The organism is Pseudoduganella aquatica (genome assembly GCF_009857595.1).
GTDB lineage: Bacteria > Pseudomonadota > Gammaproteobacteria > Burkholderiales > Burkholderiaceae_D > Rugamonas > Rugamonas aquatica_A.
The window spans coordinates 83,855-104,062 of the sequence record NZ_WWCU01000023.1 but is presented as its reverse complement, the minus strand read 5'-3'; the positions used below and the strand labels follow the sequence as shown (position 1 = coordinate 104,062).

16 protein-coding genes are annotated in these 20,208 nt (G+C 65.9%); 5 read left to right on the top strand and 11 right to left on the bottom strand.

Features of this window, described 5'->3' with window-relative positions:
• The 3 genes from GTP77_RS19365 to GTP77_RS19355 form a co-directional block, all read right to left on the bottom strand.
• Nucleotides 1-1,059 (bottom strand): FHIPEP family type III secretion protein (locus GTP77_RS19365; RefSeq protein ID WP_187358775.1); only part of this gene is annotated, 1,059 nt, incomplete at its 3' end.
• Nucleotides 1,056-2,273 carry a flagellar biosynthesis protein FlhB gene (gene flhB / locus GTP77_RS19360; protein ID WP_161073781.1) on the bottom strand — a complete coding sequence of 406 codons (1,218 nt, stop codon included), beginning with the start codon at nt 2,271-2,273 and terminating at the stop codon, nt 1,056-1,058. The genes flhB and GTP77_RS19365, both read right to left, overlap by 4 nt.
• A 97-nt stretch (nt 2,274-2,370) precedes the next feature.
• Complete coding sequence (locus GTP77_RS19355; protein ID WP_161073780.1) at nt 2,371-3,087, bottom strand: pseudouridine synthase; 717 nt, start codon at nt 3,085-3,087, stop codon at nt 2,371-2,373.
• Nucleotides 3,088-3,206: 119 nt separating this feature from the next.
• Here GTP77_RS19355 and GTP77_RS19350 point away from each other — a divergent pair, with 119 nt between their 5' ends.
• Complete coding sequence (locus GTP77_RS19350; protein ID WP_161073779.1) at nt 3,207-3,515, top strand: hypothetical protein; 309 nt, start codon at nt 3,207-3,209, stop codon at nt 3,513-3,515.
• A 178-nt stretch (nt 3,516-3,693) separates the two neighbouring features.
• Here GTP77_RS19350 and GTP77_RS19345 read toward each other — a convergent pair whose 3' ends face one another.
• Genes GTP77_RS19345 through GTP77_RS19330 form a run of 4 tightly spaced genes read right to left on the bottom strand, consistent with a single transcriptional unit; the run spans nt 3,694 to nt 6,815 of the window.
• The gene (locus GTP77_RS19345) at nt 3,694-4,731 is read right to left on the bottom strand and encodes a S49 family peptidase (protein WP_161073778.1); all 1,038 of its coding nucleotides are present in this window, start codon (nt 4,729-4,731) and stop codon (nt 3,694-3,696) included.
• Nucleotides 4,732-4,754: 23 nt separating this feature from the next.
• On the bottom strand, nt 4,755-5,129 hold the full coding sequence (locus tag GTP77_RS19340; RefSeq protein WP_161073777.1) for a Rieske (2Fe-2S) protein: 375 nt from the start codon (nt 5,127-5,129) through the stop codon (nt 4,755-4,757).
• Entirely contained in the window at nt 5,129-5,788 is a 660-nt protein-coding gene (locus GTP77_RS19335; RefSeq protein ID WP_161073776.1) for an HAD-IIIA family hydrolase, read from the bottom strand. The genes GTP77_RS19340 and GTP77_RS19335 overlap by 1 nt, the downstream gene beginning before the upstream one ends.
• Before the next feature lie 34 nt (nt 5,789-5,822).
• Nucleotides 5,823-6,815, bottom strand: coding sequence for an RluA family pseudouridine synthase (locus GTP77_RS19330; RefSeq protein ID WP_371869375.1), 993 nt, complete (start codon nt 6,813-6,815; stop codon nt 5,823-5,825).
• A gap of 612 nt (nt 6,816-7,427) precedes the next feature.
• On the opposite strand from GTP77_RS19330, the gene GTP77_RS19325 reads away from it, so the two are divergent.
• The 3 genes from GTP77_RS19325 (at nt 7,428) to moeA (ending at nt 13,664) form a co-directional block, all read left to right on the top strand.
• Entirely contained in the window at nt 7,428-10,562 is a 3,135-nt protein-coding gene (locus tag GTP77_RS19325) for an Rne/Rng family ribonuclease (RefSeq protein ID WP_161073774.1), read from the top strand.
• A gap of 82 nt (nt 10,563-10,644) precedes the next feature.
• Nucleotides 10,645-11,751, top strand: coding sequence for a GTP 3',8-cyclase MoaA (moaA, locus tag GTP77_RS19320; RefSeq protein WP_161073773.1), 1,107 nt, complete (start codon nt 10,645-10,647; stop codon nt 11,749-11,751).
• A gap of 2 nt (nt 11,752-11,753) precedes the next feature.
• Nucleotides 11,754-13,664 carry a molybdopterin molybdotransferase MoeA gene (gene moeA / locus GTP77_RS19315; RefSeq protein WP_161073772.1) on the top strand — a complete coding sequence of 637 codons (1,911 nt, stop codon included), beginning with the start codon at nt 11,754-11,756 and terminating at the stop codon, nt 13,662-13,664.
• A 132-nt stretch (nt 13,665-13,796) separates the two neighbouring features.
• Here moeA and GTP77_RS19310 read toward each other — a convergent pair whose 3' ends face one another.
• Both GTP77_RS19310 and GTP77_RS19305 read right to left on the bottom strand, forming a co-directional pair.
• The gene (locus GTP77_RS19310; protein ID WP_161073771.1) at nt 13,797-15,059 is read right to left on the bottom strand and encodes a DNA recombination protein RmuC; all 1,263 of its coding nucleotides are present in this window, start codon (nt 15,057-15,059) and stop codon (nt 13,797-13,799) included.
• A gap of 9 nt (nt 15,060-15,068) precedes the next feature.
• Nucleotides 15,069-15,467, bottom strand: a complete 399-nt coding sequence (locus GTP77_RS19305) for a group II truncated hemoglobin (RefSeq protein WP_371869376.1) — start codon at nt 15,465-15,467, stop codon at nt 15,069-15,071.
• A 91-nt stretch (nt 15,468-15,558) separates the two neighbouring features.
• Between GTP77_RS19305 and GTP77_RS19300 the strand changes: the two genes are divergently transcribed.
• Nucleotides 15,559-16,524 carry a hypothetical protein gene (locus GTP77_RS19300; RefSeq protein WP_161073769.1) on the top strand — a complete coding sequence of 322 codons (966 nt, stop codon included), beginning with the start codon at nt 15,559-15,561 and terminating at the stop codon, nt 16,522-16,524.
• A 94-nt stretch (nt 16,525-16,618) separates the two neighbouring features.
• On the opposite strand, the gene GTP77_RS19295 is transcribed toward GTP77_RS19300, so the two are convergent.
• Together GTP77_RS19295 and GTP77_RS19290 are read right to left on the bottom strand one after the other, a co-directional pair.
• Nucleotides 16,619-19,156, bottom strand: coding sequence for an ABC transporter permease (locus GTP77_RS19295; RefSeq protein WP_223149371.1), 2,538 nt, complete (start codon nt 19,154-19,156; stop codon nt 16,619-16,621).
• Between the two features lie 10 nt (nt 19,157-19,166).
• Nucleotides 19,167-20,177, bottom strand: a complete 1,011-nt coding sequence (locus tag GTP77_RS19290; protein ID WP_161073767.1) for an adenosine deaminase — start codon at nt 20,175-20,177, stop codon at nt 19,167-19,169.
• Nucleotides 20,178-20,208: the final 31 nt, after the last annotated feature.

The following is a 20,208-nucleotide window of genomic DNA, read 5'->3' as shown; positions in this document are numbered from 1 at the left end:
GCCCTCGCCCGACGGCGCCGCGCCGCCGGCCGCCGCGCCGCCTTCCCGGGTGCGCTTGGCCATCAGGTAGCCGGCGCCGCCCAGCACGCCGGCCAGCAGCAGGAACACGAGATTGGGCATGCCGGGGATCAGGCCCATGCCGCCGATGATGGCGGCGGTGATGTACAGCACTTGCGGCTTGGCAAACAGCTGGCCTATCACCTGGGTGCCGATGTCCTGCTCGCTGGCCACGCGCGACACCACGATACCGGCGGCGATCGAGATCACCAGCGAAGGAATCTGCGCCACCAGGCCGTCGCCGATGGCCAGCAGCGTGTAGGTCTTGATGGCTTCGCCGAACGGCAGGTCGTGCTGGATCAGGCCGACCAGCAGGCCGCCGACGATATTAATCACCGTCACCAGGATGCCGGCAACCGCGTCGCCGCGCACATATTTGGACGCACCGTCCATGGCGCCGTAGAACTCGGCCTCCATCGACACTTCGCTGCGGCGCTTGCGCGCTTCCGCCTCGCCGATCAGGCCGGCGTTCAGGTCGGCGTCGATCGCCATCTGCTTGCCCGGCATCGCGTCCAGGGCGAAGCGCGCGCCCACTTCGGCGATACGGCCCGCGCCCTTGGTGACCACGGTGAAGTTAATAATGGTCAGGATGATGAACACCACGATACCGACGGTGTAGTTGCCGCCGATCAGGAAGTGGCCGAAGGCCTCGATCACCTTGCCGGCCGCCGCCGCGCCGGTGTGGCCCTCGGTCAGCACCACGCGGGTGGAGGCCACGTTCAAGGCCAGGCGCAGCATGGTCGACACCAGCAGCACGGTCGGGAAAGCCATGAAGTCGAGCGGCTTGACGGTGTACAAGGCCGTCAGCAGCACGATGATGGACAGCGCGATATTGAAGCTGAAGAACAGGTCCAGCACAAACGCCGGCAGCGGCAGCACCATCATCGTCAGCAGCATGATGATCAGGATGGGCGCCGCCAGGCTCTTGCCGTTGGCGCCCGCCGCGCCGCTCACGCCGCCAAAGGCGCGGCTCATCCATTCCGGCAGTCTGATGCTGTTCATTGCTGTGCTCCGTTGCTGTTACCTGCGTTGTTATCGGTTTTCTTCTGCAAGGCTTGCTGCTTGGCCTGCTTGGCCAGCTCGTAGGCCGGATGGTTCGGGTCCATATCGTCCGGCACGTCCAGCTTGCCGGGGCGGTCCGGATAGCGGCCGCCCGGCTTGAAGGTGCGCAGCTGGAACACATAGGCCAGCACTTCGGCCACGGCCGCGTACAGGCGCTGCGGAATCTCGTCGCCGATATCGCTGTGCTTGTACAGCGCGCGGGCCAGCGCCGGCGCTTCCAGGATGGCCACCTTGTGCTCGCGCGCCAGTTCGCGGATCTTGGCCGCCACCTCGTCGGTGCCCTTGGCCACCACTTTCGGCGCGCCCGAACCGTCGGTGTACTTCAGCGCCACCGCATAGTGGGTCGGGTTGGTCACCACCACGTCGGCGGTCGGCACGTCGGCCATCATGCGGCGCTTGGCCATCTCGCGCTGCATCTGGCGGATCTTGCCCTTGATCTGGGGGTTGCCGTCGGACTCCTTGGACTCCTGGATCATCTCCTGGCGCGTCATCTTCATCTTGTTGGCGTAGTGCCACATCTGGTAAGGCGCGTCGATGGCGGCGATCAGGCCCAGCGCGCCGACGATGAACAAAAAGCTCATGCCCAGCATATCGAGCATGTGCACGCTGCCCAGCTTGAACGGCTCCATCGCCAGGCCGATCACGGCATCCTTCTGTTTCATCACCACCAGGTAGGCGACAAAACCCACCACCAGGGTCTTGGCGATGGCTTTCACCAGCTCCACCAGGGCGTTGGTGGACACCATATTGCCCAGACCGCGCATGGGGTTGAGCTTCATCAGGTTGGGAGCGACGGCCTTGCCGCTGAACAGCCAGCCGCCCACCAGCAGCGGCGACACCAGCGCCACCACCATCACGGCCACGCCCAGCGGCAGGCAGGCCAGCATCACGCGGCCGATATCGATGCCGACGCGGGTCAGCAGCACATCGGGATTGAAAATCTGTTCCTTGCTCAGCGCCAGGCCGGACACCATGGCGGAAGACAGGTCGCGCACCAGGCCGGAACCGGTCATCCACAGGCCGGCGCCGGCGGTCATCAGCACGGTGAACGTCGCCACTTCGCGCGAACGGGGAACATCGCCTTCCTCACGCGCCTGGTCCAGGCGCTTCTGTGACGCCGGTTCTGTCTTTTCGCTTTCGCTTTCTTCTGCCATGTGAAGCTCTGACTATCTTGAGGAATAGTCCCATTATGCCTGCGGGCAACGCCGCGGCATCAAGCGAACAGCATGTGTTTTCCCTCTCTGCTCGCCCTCAGGCGGGGGCCAGCAACGCCAGCTGTTCCGGCGTCAGATAGCACCACTCGCCCTCGGCCAGGCCCAGCGATTCGAGCTGCAGCTGGCCGATGGCGGAACGGTGCAGCGCGCTGCAGTGGTTGCCGGCGGCCGCCAGCATGCGCTTGACCTGGTGGTATTTGCCCTGCTCCAGCACGATTTCCAGCTGGTGTTCGCCGCGCTGCTCGCACACCAGCGCCGCCAGGGGCGCCGGTTCGTCGTGCAGCTGCACGCCGGCCAGCAGTTGCGCCACCAGTTCCGGCGTCACCGGGTCCTGGGTGGTGGCCTGGTAAACTTTGGGAACATGGCGCTTCGGCGACGATTGTGCATGGATAAAGGGCCCATCGTCGGACATCAGCAGCATGCCGGTGGTGTCGTGGTCGAGCCGGCCCACAGGCTGCACTTCGCGCCAGCTGAACTGCTCGGGCAGCAGGGTCAGCACGCCGGGATGGTGGCTGGGCTTGCGCGAGCACTCGTAGTTGGCCGGCTTGTTCAGGGCGATATACAGGTGTTCGCGGACCACCCATTCTTCTTCAAAAATGGTCAGGACCAGGCCCTCGGTCTCGAGGCTGGTCTTGTAGCTGTCATGGACTTCGCCGGCGATGCTGACTTCGCCGTCTTCGATCAGGGCGCGGCAGTATTTGCGCGTGCCGAAACCCTGGGATTGCAGGATGCGGTCTAAGGATAATTTGCTCATAGGGCGAGACTTTACCAGATTTCAATCAGGGCTTGATGTAGATCAAAGGCCGTTCACCTCGCTTGACTACACTTAATTTAAGGTAGGAATTTCCCTACTGGTGTAAGAAAGGATGAGAGATGAGTTCCCCGAAAACCGCCAGCCGCCACCTCGCTTTGCATGCCGCTTCGCTGGGCGTGGAGCGCTGGCGGCTGGGCGTTCACGGCCAGGATACGGCCCTGGCGGCGCAAGCTGGCTGGCATGCGGCGGCCCAACAGCATTTCATGGACTGGCTGGCGGGCGGCGGATTCCGGCAGCAGGAGGCGGGCGAAATGGACAGCACAAATGAAAACAGCGGCTGTTACGCCGCCGTTCTCATGTCCCGTTGCGGGACTCAATGCGAGGAATTGAAATTCTCTCGGGTCCGCATCAGCGATGCGGTTGAGTAGTTCGTTTCTGACTTACGGTAAACGTGTGCAGACAACGAGTTATGCTGTTTATGCTGGCCTCCTGGGAAAGAACTACATCACCAATATAGCCCACCCCCGGGAGAATACAAGAACAAATCAGGCCGGATTATCAATATTGCACAGTGCGCTCGCACATAGCGCAAACTTTCGTCCCTGCCTAGCGCACCGCCGGCGCGGCGCTCTGCACGGCCGCCTTCATGGCGCCCGCCCCCATCGCGGCGCCGAATTTCTTCAGCACGCGCTCAGGCAAGCCCTCGTGCTGCGTGTAGTCGACGATGTCTTCGGCATGGATCACATCGCGCGCCACCGTGTCCACCGTGCCCAGGCCGTCCGCCAGGCCCATGTCGATGGCGCGCGCGCCGGTCCAGAACAGGCCCGAGAACGTTTCCGGCGTTTCCTTCAGGCGCTTGCCGCGCCCCGTGCGCACCACGTCGATAAACTGGGCGTGGATTTCGTTGAGCATGGTTTGCGCATGCTGGCGGTGCTTGTCGCTCAGCGGCGTGAACGGGTCCATAAAGCCCTTGTCGGCGCCCGCTGTCAGCAGGCGGCGCTCCACGCCCACCTTGTTCATGATGCCGTTGAAGCCGAAGCCGTCCATCAGCACGCCGATGGAGCCGACGATGCTGGCCTTGTTGACATAGATCTTGTCCGCCGAGGCGGCGATGTAATAGCCGCCCGAGGCGCAAATTTCATTCACCACCACGTACAGCGGCTTGGACGGATAGCCCTGGCGCAGGCGGCGGATCTCGTCCACGATCATGCCGGCCTGCACCGGGCTGCCGCCGGGACTGTTGATGTGCAGCACCACCGCCACCGAGCCGTGGTCCGAAAACGCCTTGTTCAGCGCAGGGATCACCACGGCGGCGGAACCGCTGCCCTCGGCTTCGATGTCGCCCTGGATCTCGATCAGGGCGGTGTGGCGGCCCAGCGTTTCCGAGTCGCTGCCAGGGAAGGTGAAATCAAAATAAGCTGCGATGGCGATAAATACCAGCACCAAGGTCATTAGTTTGAAGAAGATGCTCCAGCGCCGGTTGGCGCGCCGCTCGCGCACCGTGGACAGCACCAGTTTCTCGAGCACTTCGCGCTCCCAGTTCAAGCCCGCTGCGGACTTGGCCGGGGCCGGCGCGCCGCCCCCCGCTTGGGGGCTGCCGCTGGGCTCGCCGCCTGAATTCGTATCGCTTGTATTGTCACTCATGGATTAGCTCGGGTGGTCGCCGCTCAGGCGCGGGCGGGCCGGACATAGTCGTCCGGCTGCCAGTAAAGTTGTTCGTCGTGTTCCACTACCGTGATGGGGCGCAGCCGCCCGCCGCGGCACGGGCCGCCGGCGCACTGGCCGCTTTCCGGCAGATACACCGCGCCGTGGGTGGAACACATGATGTAGAGCTTGCTCGATTCGAAGAACTCGCCCTGGTTCCAGTCCAGTTCGATGGGCACATGGGCGCAGCGGTTCAGGTAGCCGTAGGCCTTGCCGCCATAGCGCACCACGAAGCCGGTGGCGTCTTCGCCGCCGGCCGTGACCGGAAAGCGCACGCCCCGGCCCAGGTCCTGCACCGCGTCGGCGGCGCAGATCAGGATATCCACGCTGTCGCTCATCAGGCGTTCTCGTTCAGCCACTGGTGCAGCTCGGCCACGGTGCGGGCCGAGTACATGGGATTGCAGGCCCGCAGCTGGTCCACCGGGTGGGCGCCATATTCCACCGCCACGGCGGCCGCGCCGGCATTGTTGGCCATCAGCAAGTCATGGCTGGTGTCGCCTATCATCACGGTGCGCTTCAGGTCCTGCCCCAGCTCGCGGGTCAGCTCCTGCAGCATGGCCGGATGCGGCTTGGAAAACGTTTCGTCGGCGCAGCGCGTGGCGTCGAACAGCGACAGCAGCCCGGCCGCGTTCATGGCGCGGTTCAGGCCCACGCGGCTCTTGCCGGTGGCCACGGCCAGGAAATAGGCCTGCTGCGACAGCTCCTGCAGCATCTCGCCCACGCCCTTGAACAAGGTCAGCTCGTGGTCCTTGGACAGATAGTGGTAGCGGTAGCGCTCCACCATGCGCGGATAGTACTTGGGGTCGATATTGGGCATGACCGCCTGCATGGCCTCGTACAAGCCCAGGCCGATGACGTGCGATGCCGCGTCCTCGCCCGGTATCGGCAGGCCCAGATCCTTGGCGGCGGCCTGGATGCAGCGCACTATCGTCGAAGTGCTGTCCATCAGCGTGCCATCCCAATCGAACACGATGAGATCAAATTGCTTTCTTGCCATGTATTCCGGCGCTGCCTGCCGCCGGCTCCTCTAATTATAAATTCAATGGTTTACCCAAGCTTACCAAGAATCGCTCGCACTCGGCGGCCAGCGGCGCATTCAGGGTCATGGTTTTGCCCGTTTCCGGGTGGGTGAACGTAATCTGGTGGGCGTGCAGGAACATGCGCTTGAGCGCGCCGCGCGTGGCGTCGGCCTTTTGCAGCGCCTTGTTCAAGGCGAAATCGCCGTATTTGTCGTCACCTGCGATGGGGAAGCCCGACGATGCCAGATGAACGCGGATCTGGTGCGTGCGGCCGGTTTTCAGCTCGGCTTCCAGCAAGGCGAATTGCGGGTATTTTTTCAGCAGGGTGAACACCGTGTGCGAGGCCAGCCCGTCCGGCGACACCGCCACGCGGCGCTCGCCGTCGGCCGTGGAATACTTCTTCAGCGGCGACTTCACATGCTGGCGGGCGTTTTTCCAGTCGCCCACGGCCAGCGTCAGGTAGCGCTTGTCGGTATGGCCGTCGCGCATCTGCTCGTGCAGATTGGTCAGCGCGGAACGTTTCTTGGCCAGCAGCAGCAGGCCGGAGGTGTCGCGGTCCAGGCGGTGCACCAGTTCCAGGAACTTGGCGTCCGGGCGCGAGGCGCGCAGCTGCTCGATCACGCCGAAGGACACGCCCGAGCCGCCATGCACGGCGGTGCCGGCCGGCTTGTCGATCACCAGCAGGTGGGCATCCTCGAAAATAATGGCGAACTCGGCGGCGGGCACGCTGGCCTCGGACTTTTCCGCCACGCGCACGGGAGGCACGCGCACGACGTCGCCTTGTACCAGACGGTACAATTGATCGATGCGGCCCTTGTTGACGCGCACTTCGCCGGAACGCAGAATACGGTAGATATGGCTTTTCGGCACACCTTTGCAAATGCGCAACAGGTAGTTATCGATGCGCTGGCCGGCGTCTTCTTCGTCTATCGTCAGGAACTGTGCTTGCGGCAGGACCGGTGCGGGGACGGCGGCTTGCGGCTTTTGCGCCGCATTCTGGACCATGTTTCGGCCGTTCTTCCCAGAAATTCTCTCTAAGTCCTTCATTTTGAATATATAATCGTTTTGCCGCAGTTTAAGCTGCTGTACGTGTAAGAATAAAAGCACATTTTACACAGGGGCGTATCCACTGGCCTCGCTTATTTAGCAAATTCAGTGGAAATAAATGTATACGCACACTCGTGCGGTCATCAGGGTGGCGGCCACTGTCGCCATCGGGTAGCGTGCACGGGTGCTGGGATTAGATTGGCTGGATTGTTAGGATAAGTCCGGCGAGCAAGCACACAGTCGTTGCTCGCCGGTTGATGAAGCTGATTACGCTTGCCGTTTTCGCCACGCACCATACAAGATGCTCTGGCTCGACGTTTTGCGCACGCCTGCATTCTCCGCCCCGCCCCGGTTTGCTCCGGTTGGCCCGTTGGATGAGTTGCAAGCAGTGCGCGTACTCGGCATGACGCTCGGCCTCATGCGCCCTTTGCGGCCGCAACGCTACCGCGTTGCTGCGCTGCATGACGAGGCAAAACCCCTCCGCCTCCTTACTCCCGCGTATATCCCTGGTATCACGCCGTTCCCGAGGGAACGGCAAGAGATGGCCTTCGGGCCGCGGAGTTAATAAAAATGAAACGCATGTTGTTCAATGCGACGCAGCAAGAAGAATTGCGCGTTGCCATCGTCGACGGTCAGAAACTGATCGACATCGACATCGAAACCGCTGGTCGTGAACAGCGCAAGTCCAACATCTACAAAGGCGTCATCACCCGCATCGAACCGTCGCTGGAAGCCTGCTTCGTCAGCTACGGCGAAGACCGCCACGGCTTCCTGCCGTTCAAGGAAGTGGCCCGCACCTACTTCCGCGAAGGCGTGGACGTGCGCAATGCCTCCGTCAAGGAAGCGCTGCGCGAAGGCCAGGAAATCATGGTGCAGGTGGAAAAAGAGGAGCGCGGCAACAAAGGCGCGGCCCTGACCTCCTTCATCTCGCTGGCCGGCCGCTACCTGGTGCTGATGCCGAACAACCCGCGCGGCGGCGGCGTATCGCGCCGCGTCGAAGGCGAAGAACGCCAGGAACTGCGCGAAACCATGGACAAGCTGGACCTGCCGCAAGGCATGTCCGTGATCGCCCGCACCGCCGGCATCGGCCGCAACGTCGAAGAGCTGCAGTGGGACTTGAACTACCTGATGCAGCTGTGGCGCGCAATCGAAGGCGCAGGCAAAGTCGGCAACGGCGCCTTCCTGATCTACCAGGAATCGTCGCTGGTGATACGCGCCATCCGCGACTACTTCCAGCCCGACATCGGCGAAATCCTGATCGACACCGACGAGATCTACGAGCAGGCTCACCAGTTCATGAGCCACGTGATGCCGGACATGGTGCACCGCGTCAAGCGCTACAGCGACGACGTGCCGCTGTTCTCCCGCTTCCAGATCGAACACCAGATCGAAACCGCGTACTCGCGCACGGTGCCGCTGCCATCGGGCGGCGCCATCGTGATCGACCACACCGAAGCGCTGGTGTCGGTGGACGTGAACTCGGCCCGCGCCACGCGCGGTTCGGACATCGAAACCACCGCCTTCAACACCAACTGCGAAGCCGCTGAAGAAGTGGCCCGCCAGCTGCGCCTGCGCGACCTGGGCGGCCTGATCGTGATCGACTTCATCGACATGGAAGTGGCCAAGAACCAGCGCGAAGTGGAACAGCGCCTGAAAGACGCGCTGCACCACGACCGCGCCCGCGTCCAGATGGGCAAGATCTCCCGCTTCGGCCTGATGGAGCTGTCGCGCCAGCGCCTGCGTCCGTCGCTGTCCGAAGGTTCGCACGTGACCTGCCCGCGCTGCTCGGGCACCGGCCACATCCGCGACACCGAATCGTCCGCCCTGCAGGTGCTGCGCATCATCCAGGAAGAGGCGATGAAGGAAAACTCGGCCACCATCCACGTGCAAGTGCCGGTGGACGTGGCAGCCTTCCTGCTGAACGAAAAGCGCGGCGAAGTGCTGAAGATCGAAAACCGCCACCGCATCAACGTGATCCTGATCCCGAACAAGCATCTGGACACGCCGCACTACAAGCTCGAGCGCATCAAGCACGACGATCCGCGCCTGGAAGACCACACCGCCAGCTACACCATGGCCGAGCAAGCCGAAACCGACATGGCCTACAGCAAGCGCCAGAAGGAAGAAGCCAAGCCGCGCCAGGAAGCCGTCGTCAAGACCATCACCCCGGCCCAGCCTGCTCCTGTGGTGGAGCGCAAGCCCGCACCGGAGCCGGTCAAGGCCGCCCCGGCCGCGCCGGCGCCGGCCGAGCAAGGCTTCTTCGCCAAGCTGTTCTCCTTCTTCGCACCGAAGAAAGAAGAGCCGGTTGCAGCGCCTGCGCCAGCCCCGGCCGCCAAGCCGTCGACCGAACGCGGCGACCGCAACGCCCGTGGCCCGCGCGGCCGCAGCCGCAACGGCAAGCCAGGCCGTGAAGAACGCGAACCAGGCGCCCGCGCCGGCGCCGACGAAGCCGCCAAGCCGGCCGAAGCGCGCGAAGGCCGCGAAGGCCGTCCGGCACGCCCGCCGCGTCCGCCACGCGAGCCGCGTGAAGCGCGTGAAGGCCAGCCGGCCGAAGCCCAGGGCCAGCGCCCTGAGCGCCCTGAGCGCGCGGAACGTCCAGAGCGCGCCGAGCGTCCTGAGCGCACCCCGCGTCCACCACGCGAACCGCGTGGCGACAAGGCTGCTGCAGCGGAAGTGAAAACCGACGAACTGGCGCTGACCGCCGGCGCCGCAGCTACGGTAGCCGCCGTCACCCTGACCGGCGTGCCGGCAGCCGCTGCGCCAGTGGGCGACGTGCAAGTCAACGTTCCAGCCAACGCCGGTCCTGAAGGCGAAGACGGCGAAGCAGTGGACGGCGAAGAGCCGCGCCGCCGCCGCCGCCGTGGTGGCCGCAACCGCAACCGCCGCGAACGCGAAGAAGCCGAAGGTGCTGAACTGGCCGAAGGCGAGTCCGCACCAGTGATCAGCTTCACCGTGGCCCCGGCCGAAGGCGAAGCCGCTCCAGCAGCCCCGGCAGCGCCAGTTGCCGTCGCCGCACCGGTTGACCCAACCGTGGCAGTGGACGCGCCAGCCGCAGCCCCTGCAGTTGATGCAGCGCCAGCACCAGTGGCAATCGCAGCACCGGCCGATCCGACCGTGGCGGTGGATGCACCGGCAGAAGCTGCCGCAGCGCCAGTAGTGGCAGCCGCACCAGTAGTTGAAACTGCGCCTGCCGTTGAAGCAGCGCCGGTGGTTGAAGTTGCAGCCGAAGTTGCTCCTGTTGCCGCACCTGCTACAGTTGTTGCCCCAGCGCCTGTGGAAGCTGCCGCAGCCGCGCCAGTGGAAGTTGCAGCAGTTGCAGCGCCAGCCGCAGTAGTGGCCGAAGCCGTAGCGGCACCGGTTGCCGCAGAACCAGCGCCAGCAGCAGCCGAACCAGCCGCCGTCGCCGCCCCAGTGGCAGCGCCGGTAGTGGAAGCCGCACCGGCAGCCGCGCCAGCGCCTGTAGCAGCACCTGCACCAGCAGCCCCAGTGGCAGAAGCAGCGCCAGCAGCCAAGCCGGCTGCCGACCTGAACGCCATCCTGGAAGCCGCCGGCCTGACGCTGGCGGGCACCGATCCGGCCAAACTGCGCGCTGCGCAGGAAGCCGCCGCGCAAGCCGCCACCGCTCCGGTGCGCGTACCGCGCGAGCGCAAGCCGCTGCCACCGCAAGTGGACGAGCCGCTGATCCAGGTTGACACCCGCCGTTAATCGGCAGGACGCCAGCTAAAAAGGGGAAGCCGCGTGCTTCCCCTTTTTCATATGGCGGCTGCCATCGTGCTATCGTATCCGCATGTCTGAAAAAATCATCGTCTTTACCGACCAACGCTCGCAAGCCGCGGTCGTGCCAGCCGTCCTGGAAGCGCCCACCGGCGAGCTTCGGGATCAGCTCGCCCGTCCCCTGCACGACCTGCGCATTTCCGTCACCGACCGCTGCAACTTCCGCTGCGTCTATTGCATGCCCAAGGAAGTGTTCGACAAGGATTACAACTACTTGCCGCACTCGTCCCTGCTCAGCTTTGAAGAAATCACGCGCATCGCGAAGATCTTCATCGCCCACGGCGTGGAAAAAATCCGCCTGACCGGCGGCGAGCCGCTGCTGCGCAAAAACATCGAAAAGCTGGTCGGCATGCTGGCCGAGCTGAAAACCGTGCACGGCAAGCCGCTCGACCTCACGCTCACCACCAACGGCTCCCTGCTCGCCAGGAAAGCCCAGTCGCTGAAGGACGCCGGCCTGCAGCGCGTCACCGTGTCGCTGGACGCGCTCGACGACGCCGTCTTCAAACGCATGAACGACGTCGACTTCGCCGTGGCCGACGTGCTGCACGGCGTGGACGTGGCGCACAGCGTGGGCCTGGGACCGGTCAAGGTCAACATGGTGGTCAAGGGCGGCATGAACGACCAGGAAATCCTGCCCATGGCGCGCTACTTCAAGGGCACGCCCACCATCCTGCGCTTTATCGAATACATGGACGTGGGCGCTTCCAACGGCTGGAAGCTGGACGAAGTGCTGCCCTCGGCCGAAGTGGCGCGCCGCATCGGCGCCGAGCTGCCGCTGGAACCCATCGCCGCCAACTACAGCGGCGAGACCGCCGAACGCTGGCGCTACCTCGACGGCGGCGGCGAGATCGGCCTGATTTCCAGTGTAACCCAGGCATTTTGCCAAAACTGTACCCGTGCCCGCCTGTCCACCGAGGGTAAGCTGTACACTTGCCTGTTTGCTACGCGCGGCCACGACCTGCGCGCCCTGCTGCGCAACGGCAGCAGCGACGCCCAGATCGCCGGCGCAGTCAGCCACCTGTGGCAGGCGCGCGGCGACCGTTATTCCGAGCTGCGCAGCAGCCAGACGGCGGGCCTGGGCGAGCGCCAGAAAGTCGAAATGTCTTACATCGGGGGATAGTTTTGAGCGTCATCAATATTACGGGCCTGATACTGGCAGGCGGACGCGGCACCCGCATGGGCCGCGTCGACAAAGGCTTGCAGCATTTCCAAAGCAGCACACTGGCCGCGCACGTGATGCAGCGCCTGGCGCCGCAGGTGGCCAGCGTGGCCATCAGCGCCAACCGCAACCAGGCCGCCTATGAGGCGATGGGCGTGCCGGTCTGGCCGGACGAGCTGGCCGGCTTCGAAGGCCCGCTGGCCGGCCTGCAAACCGCGCTGCGCCGCTGCCGCACCGAATTGCTGCTGACCGCCCCCTGCGACTCCCCCTTTCTCCCCGCCGACCTCGCCGAACGCCTGCATGCAGCCCTGCTGACCCAGGACGCCGACCTGGCCGTGGCCGTCACCATGGAAACGGACGAGAGCGGCGAGCGCTACCGGCGCGTCCATCCCGTCTTCAGCCTGATGAAAGCCTCTGTGCTGCCGCAGCTGAGCGCCTATCTCGACAGCGGCGCGCGCCGCATGGACGGCTGGTACAAATCGGTGCGGGTGGCCGAAGTGCTGTTCGACGACAATGCCGCCTTCCGCAATATCAATACGCTGGGCGACCTGAAGGACATGGAGGCGCTGGCCGCGCGCGCAGCACAGCCAGCGCAGCACCAGCCAGGCGGCGCCGGCTACACGCCGGACGCCATGCCGGTGGAGCAGGCGCAAGCCCTGATCCGCAGCCTGGTGCAGCGGCACGCCCCTGTCCCGCTGGCGCAGCGGGTGGGCCTGCGCAGCGCGCTGGACCGGGTGCTGGCGGCCGACATCATCTCCCCCATCGATGTGCCCGCGCACGACAATTCCGCCATGGACGGCTACGCCTTCCGCGGCGCCGACCTGCTGCCCGATGCGCCCACCACCTTCAAGGTCGTGGCCACCGCCTACGCCGGCCGGCCCGCCGCCGTGCCGGCCGGGCCGGGCGAATGCGTGCGCATCATGACGGGCGCCGTCATGCCGCCAGGGCTGGACACCGTGCTGCCGCAGGAACTGGCCGCCGCCGTGGGCGACGGCAGCGTCACCGTGGCGCCCGGCAGCATCGCGCCAGGCGCCAACCGGCGCTTCCGTGGCGAAGACCTGGCGGCGGGCGCGCCCGCGCTGCGCAAGGGCAAGCGCGTGAGCCCGGCCGACCTCGGCCTGATCGCCTCGCTCGGCATCGCCGAAGTGGCGGTGCAGGCGCGCCTGCGCGTAGCCTACTTCTCCACCGGCGACGAGCTGCGCTCCATCGGCGAAACGCTGGACGCCGGCAGCATCTACGACAGCAACCGCTACACCCTGTTCGGCATGCTGGAGCGGCTAGGCTGCGAAGCCATCGACCTGGGCAGCGTGAAGGACGACCCGGACACGCTGCGCGCCACGCTGCGCCAGGCCTGCGAACACGCGGACGTGGTGCTGACCACCGGCGGCGTGTCGACCGGCGCGGCCGACTATATCCGCCAGATCATGGCGGAACTGGGCGACGTGGCGTTCTGGAAAATGGAAATGCGGCCCGGCCGGCCGATGGCCTTCGGCCGCATCCAGTCCGGCGGGCACAGCGCGCTGCTGTTCGGCTTGCCGGGCAATCCGGTCGCGGCCATGGTGGCGTTCTATTTCTTCGCGCGCGGCGCCCTGCTGCAGATGATGGGAGTGGATGCGGAACGCCAGGCGCTGCCGCTCATGCGCGCGCGCAGCGCGGCAGCCATACGCAAGAAACCGGGACGCACCGAATACCAGCGCGGCATTCTCGCAGCCGATGGCCAGGGCGGGCAGGAAGTGCGCATTACCGGCGCCCAGGGCTCCGGCATTCTGCGCTCCATGTCCGAAGCCAACTGCATGGTGGTCCTGCACGCAAGCCAGGGCGACACCGCGCCCGGCGATTTGGTGGATGTGGTGCTGTTCGACGGCCTGGTTTAGGCCGCTGGCGGGTTACGCGGGCGCGCCCGCTAACCCGCCCTACGATGCACAGCATTGAGCGGCATCGTATCGAGGCGTAGGGCGGGTTAGCGGGGAACTCCGCGTAACCCGCCATGCCTGCGGACCCGCGCCTCAACTGTCCAGCGCATCCTGATCAGTGTCAGGCCCCAGCATCAGCTGGGCCGCTTCGCTGGGCAGCGCTTCCACGGTTTTCAGCTTGCGCGCCATCTGGCGGCTGCGCACTTCGGCCGTTTCGATATTGCGCGCCGCCTTCTCCAGCGTGAGCTTGGTGGCGGCCAGCACGTCGCCGAACTTGCCGAACTCGGTTTTCACCGCGCCCAGCACCTGCCACACCTCGGACGAACGCTTTTCCAGCGCCAGCGTGCGGAAGCCCATCTGCAAGCTGTTCAGCAAGGCCATCAGCGTGGACGGCCCGGCGATGCTGACGCGGTTCACGCGCTGCAGCTCGTCCGCCAGCCCCGGCCTGCGCATCACTTCCGCGTACAGCCCCTCCGTGGGCAGGAACAGGATGGCGAAATCCGTGGTCTGCGGCGGCGCCAGGTATTTGTCGGCGATGGTCTTGGCCTCGCCGCGCACGGCGCGCTCCAGCTCGCGCCCGGCGGTGGCCACGCCTTCCGCATCGGCCCGCTCGGCAGCGTCCAGCAGGCGCTCGTACTGCTCTTTCGGGAACTTGGCGTCGATCGGCATCCACACCGGCGCGCCGCCCGCCACCTGGCCCGGCAGCTTGAGCGCGAACTCCACGCGCGCATTGCTGCCCGCCACGGTCTCCACATTCTTCGCATACTGGTCCGGCGTCAGCACCTGCTCGAGCAGCATTTCCAGCTGCACCTCGCCCCAGGTGCCGCGCGTTTTCACATTGGTCAGCACGCGCTTCAGGTCGCCCACGCCCTGCGCCAGCAGCTGCATCTCGCCCAGCCCCTGGTGCACCCGCTCCAGCCGCTCCGACACCTGCTGGAACGACGCGCTCAAACGCGCCTCCAGCGTGGCGTGCAGCTTTTCGTCCACGGTCTTGCGCATTTCCTCCAGGCGCGCGCCGTTGTCGGTCTGCAGCTCGCGCATTTTCACTTCCAGCGTGGCGCGCACTTCCAGCAGGCGGCGCGCGTTCGACTCGGTCAGCACCTCGATCTGGCGCCGCATGCCGTCCAGCTGCTGCACCGTGGCCGCGTGCGACTGCGCCAGCGTCTGCCCCATTTCCTGGCGCGAGGCCTGCGCCGTGGCCTGCAGCTGCATGCGCACTTCGCGCTCCACCCGCTCGATATGGGCGGCCAGGCCGGCCGTCTCGCCGCCGCCTCGCCCGCGCAGCAGCATCAGGATTTGCAGGACCAGCAAAACGGCGCCCAGCGCCAGCAATACGAGGAATTCGATATGGGTCATGAAGTCAGTTCAATGCGGATGATTCCGCATCCAGTCCGCCGTCTGGTAGAAGGATTCCATCAGCCGCACGCGCAGCGGCTCGGCGATGCCCACGTCCTCCATGGCCCAGGCCATGGCGCGCAGCCACTGGTCGCGCTCGGTGGTGCCGATGGCGAACGGCATGTGGCGCATGCGCAGGCGCGGATGGCCGAAACGCTCGATATAGGCGTCCGGCCCGCCCATCCAGCCGGACAGGAACCAGAACAGCTTGTCGCGCGAGCCGTCCGTGCTGGGCGGATGCAGGGCGCGCAGCACGGCAAATTCCGGCTCCAGCTCCATCAGGTCGTAAAAACGGTCCACCATTTCACGCAGCTTGCCCTCGCCGCCTATGGTGTCATACAGGGATTGTGGCTCATTCATAAGCTCCATCATAGCCTACACAGCAAAAGCTTGATATTGATCAAACGTCAAAGCACTATTCCGCGAGAAACTTCTACTCTGATCAAAAGTAATTAAGCGAATGAAACTGCCCATCTACGCCCACCCCATGCTCACCGTTCTGGTGGACGACAGCAGTTCTTTGCTGCAAAGTCTTCCGCCCCGGCCCCATGGACGCAAGGTTTTCCACCAGGCGGACGAAGCGCTGGCCTGGCTGATGCAGAGCCCCCAGCACGAACGCGTGCCGCTGCGGGTCAACCACGACCTGCCGGCCTGCAGCGTGACGGTGGACGTGGACAGCATCTTCCGCGTCAGCGGCCAGCGCGGGCGCTTTGCCGTGCCCTCGGTGGTGGTGGTGGATTTTTACATGCCGCATATGAACGGCCTGGACTTCTGCCGCGCGCTGCAATACCTGCCGTGCAAGAAAATCCTGCTGGCCGGGCCGGGCGAGGAGCGCATCGCCATGGAGGCCATGAACAGTGGCCTGATCGACCGCTACGTGCGCAAGCAGGACGGGGACGCGCCGGCGCAGCTGGAACGCGAGATCGCGCGCATGCAGCAAGCCTGGTTCCTGGACCAGGAACGCGTGGCCGGCGACCTGCTGGCCATGCACGAATACAGCTTCCTGCAATGCCGCCAGGTGGCCGAGGTGGTGCGCCAGCTGTACCACAACCACGGTTTCGTGGAGCACTACATATTCCCCCAGCCGAACGGCATCCTGCTGATAGACGAGGCGGGCGAGGCGCAGCTGATGGTGGTGGAAACGGAAGCGGGCATGCGGGCGCAATACGAAATCGCGCGCGACAGCGGCGCGCCGCGCCCGCTGCTGCAGGCGCTGGAGCAGCGCCGGGTGCTGCCCTTCTTCGACCACGAGGGGCGCGATGGCATGTACGACAGGTCCATCGGCGGCGCATGGCAGCGCTACTGCCAGGAGCCGCAGGTCTGCCGGGGCGAGCAGACCTACTACTGGGCGCTGTTCGAGCTGCCGCCCAGCTATCTGAGCGAGCAGCCCTACACCCACGCCCAGTATCTGAGCGAAGCCGCGTAACGGCGGGTTACGCGCGGCGGCGCCGCGCTAACCCGCCCTACGCAACTACGCAACGACCGTAGGGCGGGTTAGGCGCTTGCGCCGTAACCCGCCATCACGCTTCGCGCAGCGTTTGCAGCGGCGGCTTGGACAGCACGCCGCGCAGCCCCAGCCAGCCGCCCGCGATGGCGCACAGCGCGCCCACGGCCAGCCCGGCCAGCCACACGCCCGGATTGAAAGCCCATTCAAACTTGAACTGGTAGGTCGCCAGGCCCCAGCCCATGGCCGCCGCGCCGCTGGCCGCCAGCAGGCCCGCCAGCGCGCCCACCAGCGTGAACTCGATCAGCTGCGCCTGCGACAGCTGCTTGCGGGTGGCGCCCAGCGCGCGCAGCAAGCCCGCCTCCCGGGTGCGCTCGTCCTGCGATCCCATCAGCGCCGCGTACAGCACCAGCACGCCGGACAGCAAAGTAAAGGCAAACAAAAACTCCACCGCCATGATCACCTGGTCCAGCACCGCCTGCACCTGGCGCAGCACGCTGCCCACGTCGACAATGGTCAGGTTGGGATAGTCGCGCGTGAGTGCATTGCCCAGCGCGGCCTGCCCCTTGGGCAAATGGAAGGCCGTGATCCAGCTTTGCGGCGCGTCCGCCATCGCCTTGGGATTGATGATGACGAAGAAGTTCACCCGCATCGAACCCCATTCCAGCTTGCGCAGGCTGGTGATCTTCGCCTCCACCGGCGAGCCTGCGATATCGAAGCGCATGGTGTCGCCCAACTTCAGGCGCAAGGTCTTGGCAATGCCCTCCTCCACCGACGCTTCCGCCGCGCCGGCCGGCAAGGCCGCGTCATTGAACCACTGCCCCGCCGCGATGCGGTTCCCTTCCTGCATGGCGTTCATGGTGGACAGGTTGAACTCGCGGTCCGCCAGGCCGCGCGCGCGCTCGTCGGTGTAGGTGGCGGCGGTGATGGCCGCGCCATTCACGGCGATCAATCGGCCCCGTATCATGGGATACAGCGGCGCATTCACCACGCCCGCGCTGGCCAGCCGCTTGGCGATCTCGTCCTTCTGCTCCGGCTGGATATTGATGATGAAGCGGTTGGGCGCATCGGCCGGGGTGGCGTTGCGCCAGGCCGTCATCAAATCGCCGCGCACCACGGTCAGCAGCAGCAAGGCCATCAGGCCCAGCGCCAGCGACACGATCTGCACCACGGTGGCGCCGGGGCGGCGCTGCAGCGAGGTCACAGCGAAGCGCCAGGCCTGGTGGCGGAAGGCGCCGCGCAGCGTCTTGAGCGACTTCAGGCCCAGCCATCCCACCAGCGCGAACACGGCGAAGGCGCCCAGGAAGCCAAGCGCCGTCATCAGCGCCAGCTTGGCGTCGCCTGCCTGCCACAGCAACAGCAGCACAAAGCTGCCCAGGCCCAGGCCGTAGGTGGCCAGCGCCATCGGCTGCGGCGCGGCCGCTTCGCGCCGGATCACGCGATTGTGCGGCACGTTGCGCAGCTGGAGTATGGGCGGCAGCGCAAAGCCGGCCAGCAGCAGCATGCCGGTGGCCACGCCTTGCAGCGCGGGGCGGATGCTAGCCGGCGGCAAGTCGTTGGCCACCAGTTTTCCCAGCGCTTCGAGCAGCACGAAGTGGCTGCCGAAACCGATCGCCACGCCGATCACGCTGCCCGCCAGGCCCACCAGCAGGAACTCGATCAGATACATGGCGGTGGCCTGGTTCTGCGTCAGGCCCAGGCAGCGCAGCATGGCGCAGGCGTCCAGGTGGCGCGTCATGAAGCGGCGCGCGGCCATCGCCACGGCCACCGCCGCCAGCATGGCCGAGAGCAGGCCCACCAGCGACAGGAAGCGGTCGGCGCGCTCCAGGGTGGAGCGCATCTCGGGACGGCCCGCTTCCAGCGAATCGACGCGCACGCCCTTGACGCCGTCCGCCTCGATTTTTGCGCGCAGCCAGGCTTCATAGTCGGCGATGGCCTCGCCGCGCTGCGGCGGCGCCGCCAGCAGCAGGCGGTAGGTCACGCGCGCGCCCGGCTGCACCAGGCCGGTGGCGGCCAGGTCCGGCAGCGGCAGCATCACGCGCGGCGCAAAGTTCATAAAGGAGGCGCCCCGGTCCGGCTCGGCCGCGATCAGGCTGGCCACCTTGAAGGTCCTGTCGCCCAGCTTGATCTCGCCGCCCACCGCCACCTTCAGCGCCGTCAGCAGCCCGGCGTCCACCCAGGCCGTGCCGGGCTGCGGCACGTCGCCGGCGGCCACGCCGATGCCGTCGTTGGCCTGCACGGCGTCGGTGCTGGTCTTCACGCGGCCGCGCAGCGGATAGCCGCTGCTCACCGCCTTCAGCGACACCAGCTGCGACTGCACCGCGTCGCCCTCGCCCGCCTGCGCCATGCTGGGGAACACCACCGTGTCCGCCATCAACAGGCCGCGCCGCTGCGCCTCCGCGCGCCAGGCCGGGTCCACCGGCTGGTCCGCGTTGAGCACCAGGTCCGCACCCAGCAGCTGGTGCGCGTCGCGCTCCAGCGCCGCGCGCAAGCGGTCGATAAAGAAGCCGGACGCCGACAGGGCGGACACCGCCACGATCAGCGCCACCAGCAGGAAGCGCAACTGCCCCGCGCGCCAGTCGCGCAGGGTCATACGGAGGGCAAGTTTGAACATGGACTAGGCTTTAGGCCGGGACGGCGGCGAAATAGGCATCCACTTCGGCGAGGAAGCGCTGCTTCTGCTCCGCCGGCAGGAAGGACGCTTCGAAGCTGTTGCGCGCCAGCGTGCGGGCGTGCGCCAGCGTGAGCGGCAAGGCCTCGAAGGTGGCGATGAAGTTGTCGTTCATATAGCCGCCGAAGTAGGCCGGGTCGTCCGAATTCACCGTGGCCACCAGGCCTGCGTCCAGCAGCTGCACCAGGTTGTGGTCCTTCATCTGGTCGAACACGCGCAGCTTGGTGTTCGACAGCGGGCAGACCGTCAGCGCGATGCGCTCGCGCGCCACCCGCGCCGTCAGCGCCGCGTCCTCCAGCACGCGCACGCCGTGGTCGATGCGCTCCACGTGCAGCACGTCCAGCGCCGACTCAATATACGCCGGCGGGCCTTCTTCGCCCGCGTGCGCCACCAGGTGCAGGCCCAGCTCGCGGCAGCGCGCAAACACGCGCGCGAATTTCTCCGGCGGGTGGCCCACTTCGGACGAGTCCAGGCCCACGCCGATAATCTTGTCCAGGTAAGGCGTGGCCGCCTCCAGCGTGGACAGCGCGTCCTCTTCCGACAGATGGCGCAGGAAGCACATGATCAGCGTGGCGCTGACCGGGCTGTCCTGGCAGGCGCGGTGGATGCCGTTGAACACGGTCTCCATGGCCACGCCGCGCGCGGTGTGCGTTTGCGGGTCGAAGAAGATTTCCGTGTGGCGCACATTGTCGGCCTCGGCTTTTTTCAGGTAGGCCGCCGTCATGTCGTAGAAGTCCTGCTCCTGCAGCAGCACGCTGGCGCCGGCATAGTAGATATCGAGGAAGGATTGCAGGTCGGTAAAGGCATACGCGGCGCGCAGCGCCTCCACCGAGGCGTATGGCAGGGCCACGCCGTTGCGCGCGGCCAGCGCAAAAATCAGCTCGGGTTCCAGCGAGCCTTCGATATGGATATGCAGTTCGGCTTTCGGCATGGCCTGCACCACCGTGCGCAGCTGGTTGTTCATCTTGTTTCTTCCGTTGTCTGGTAAATAAGGG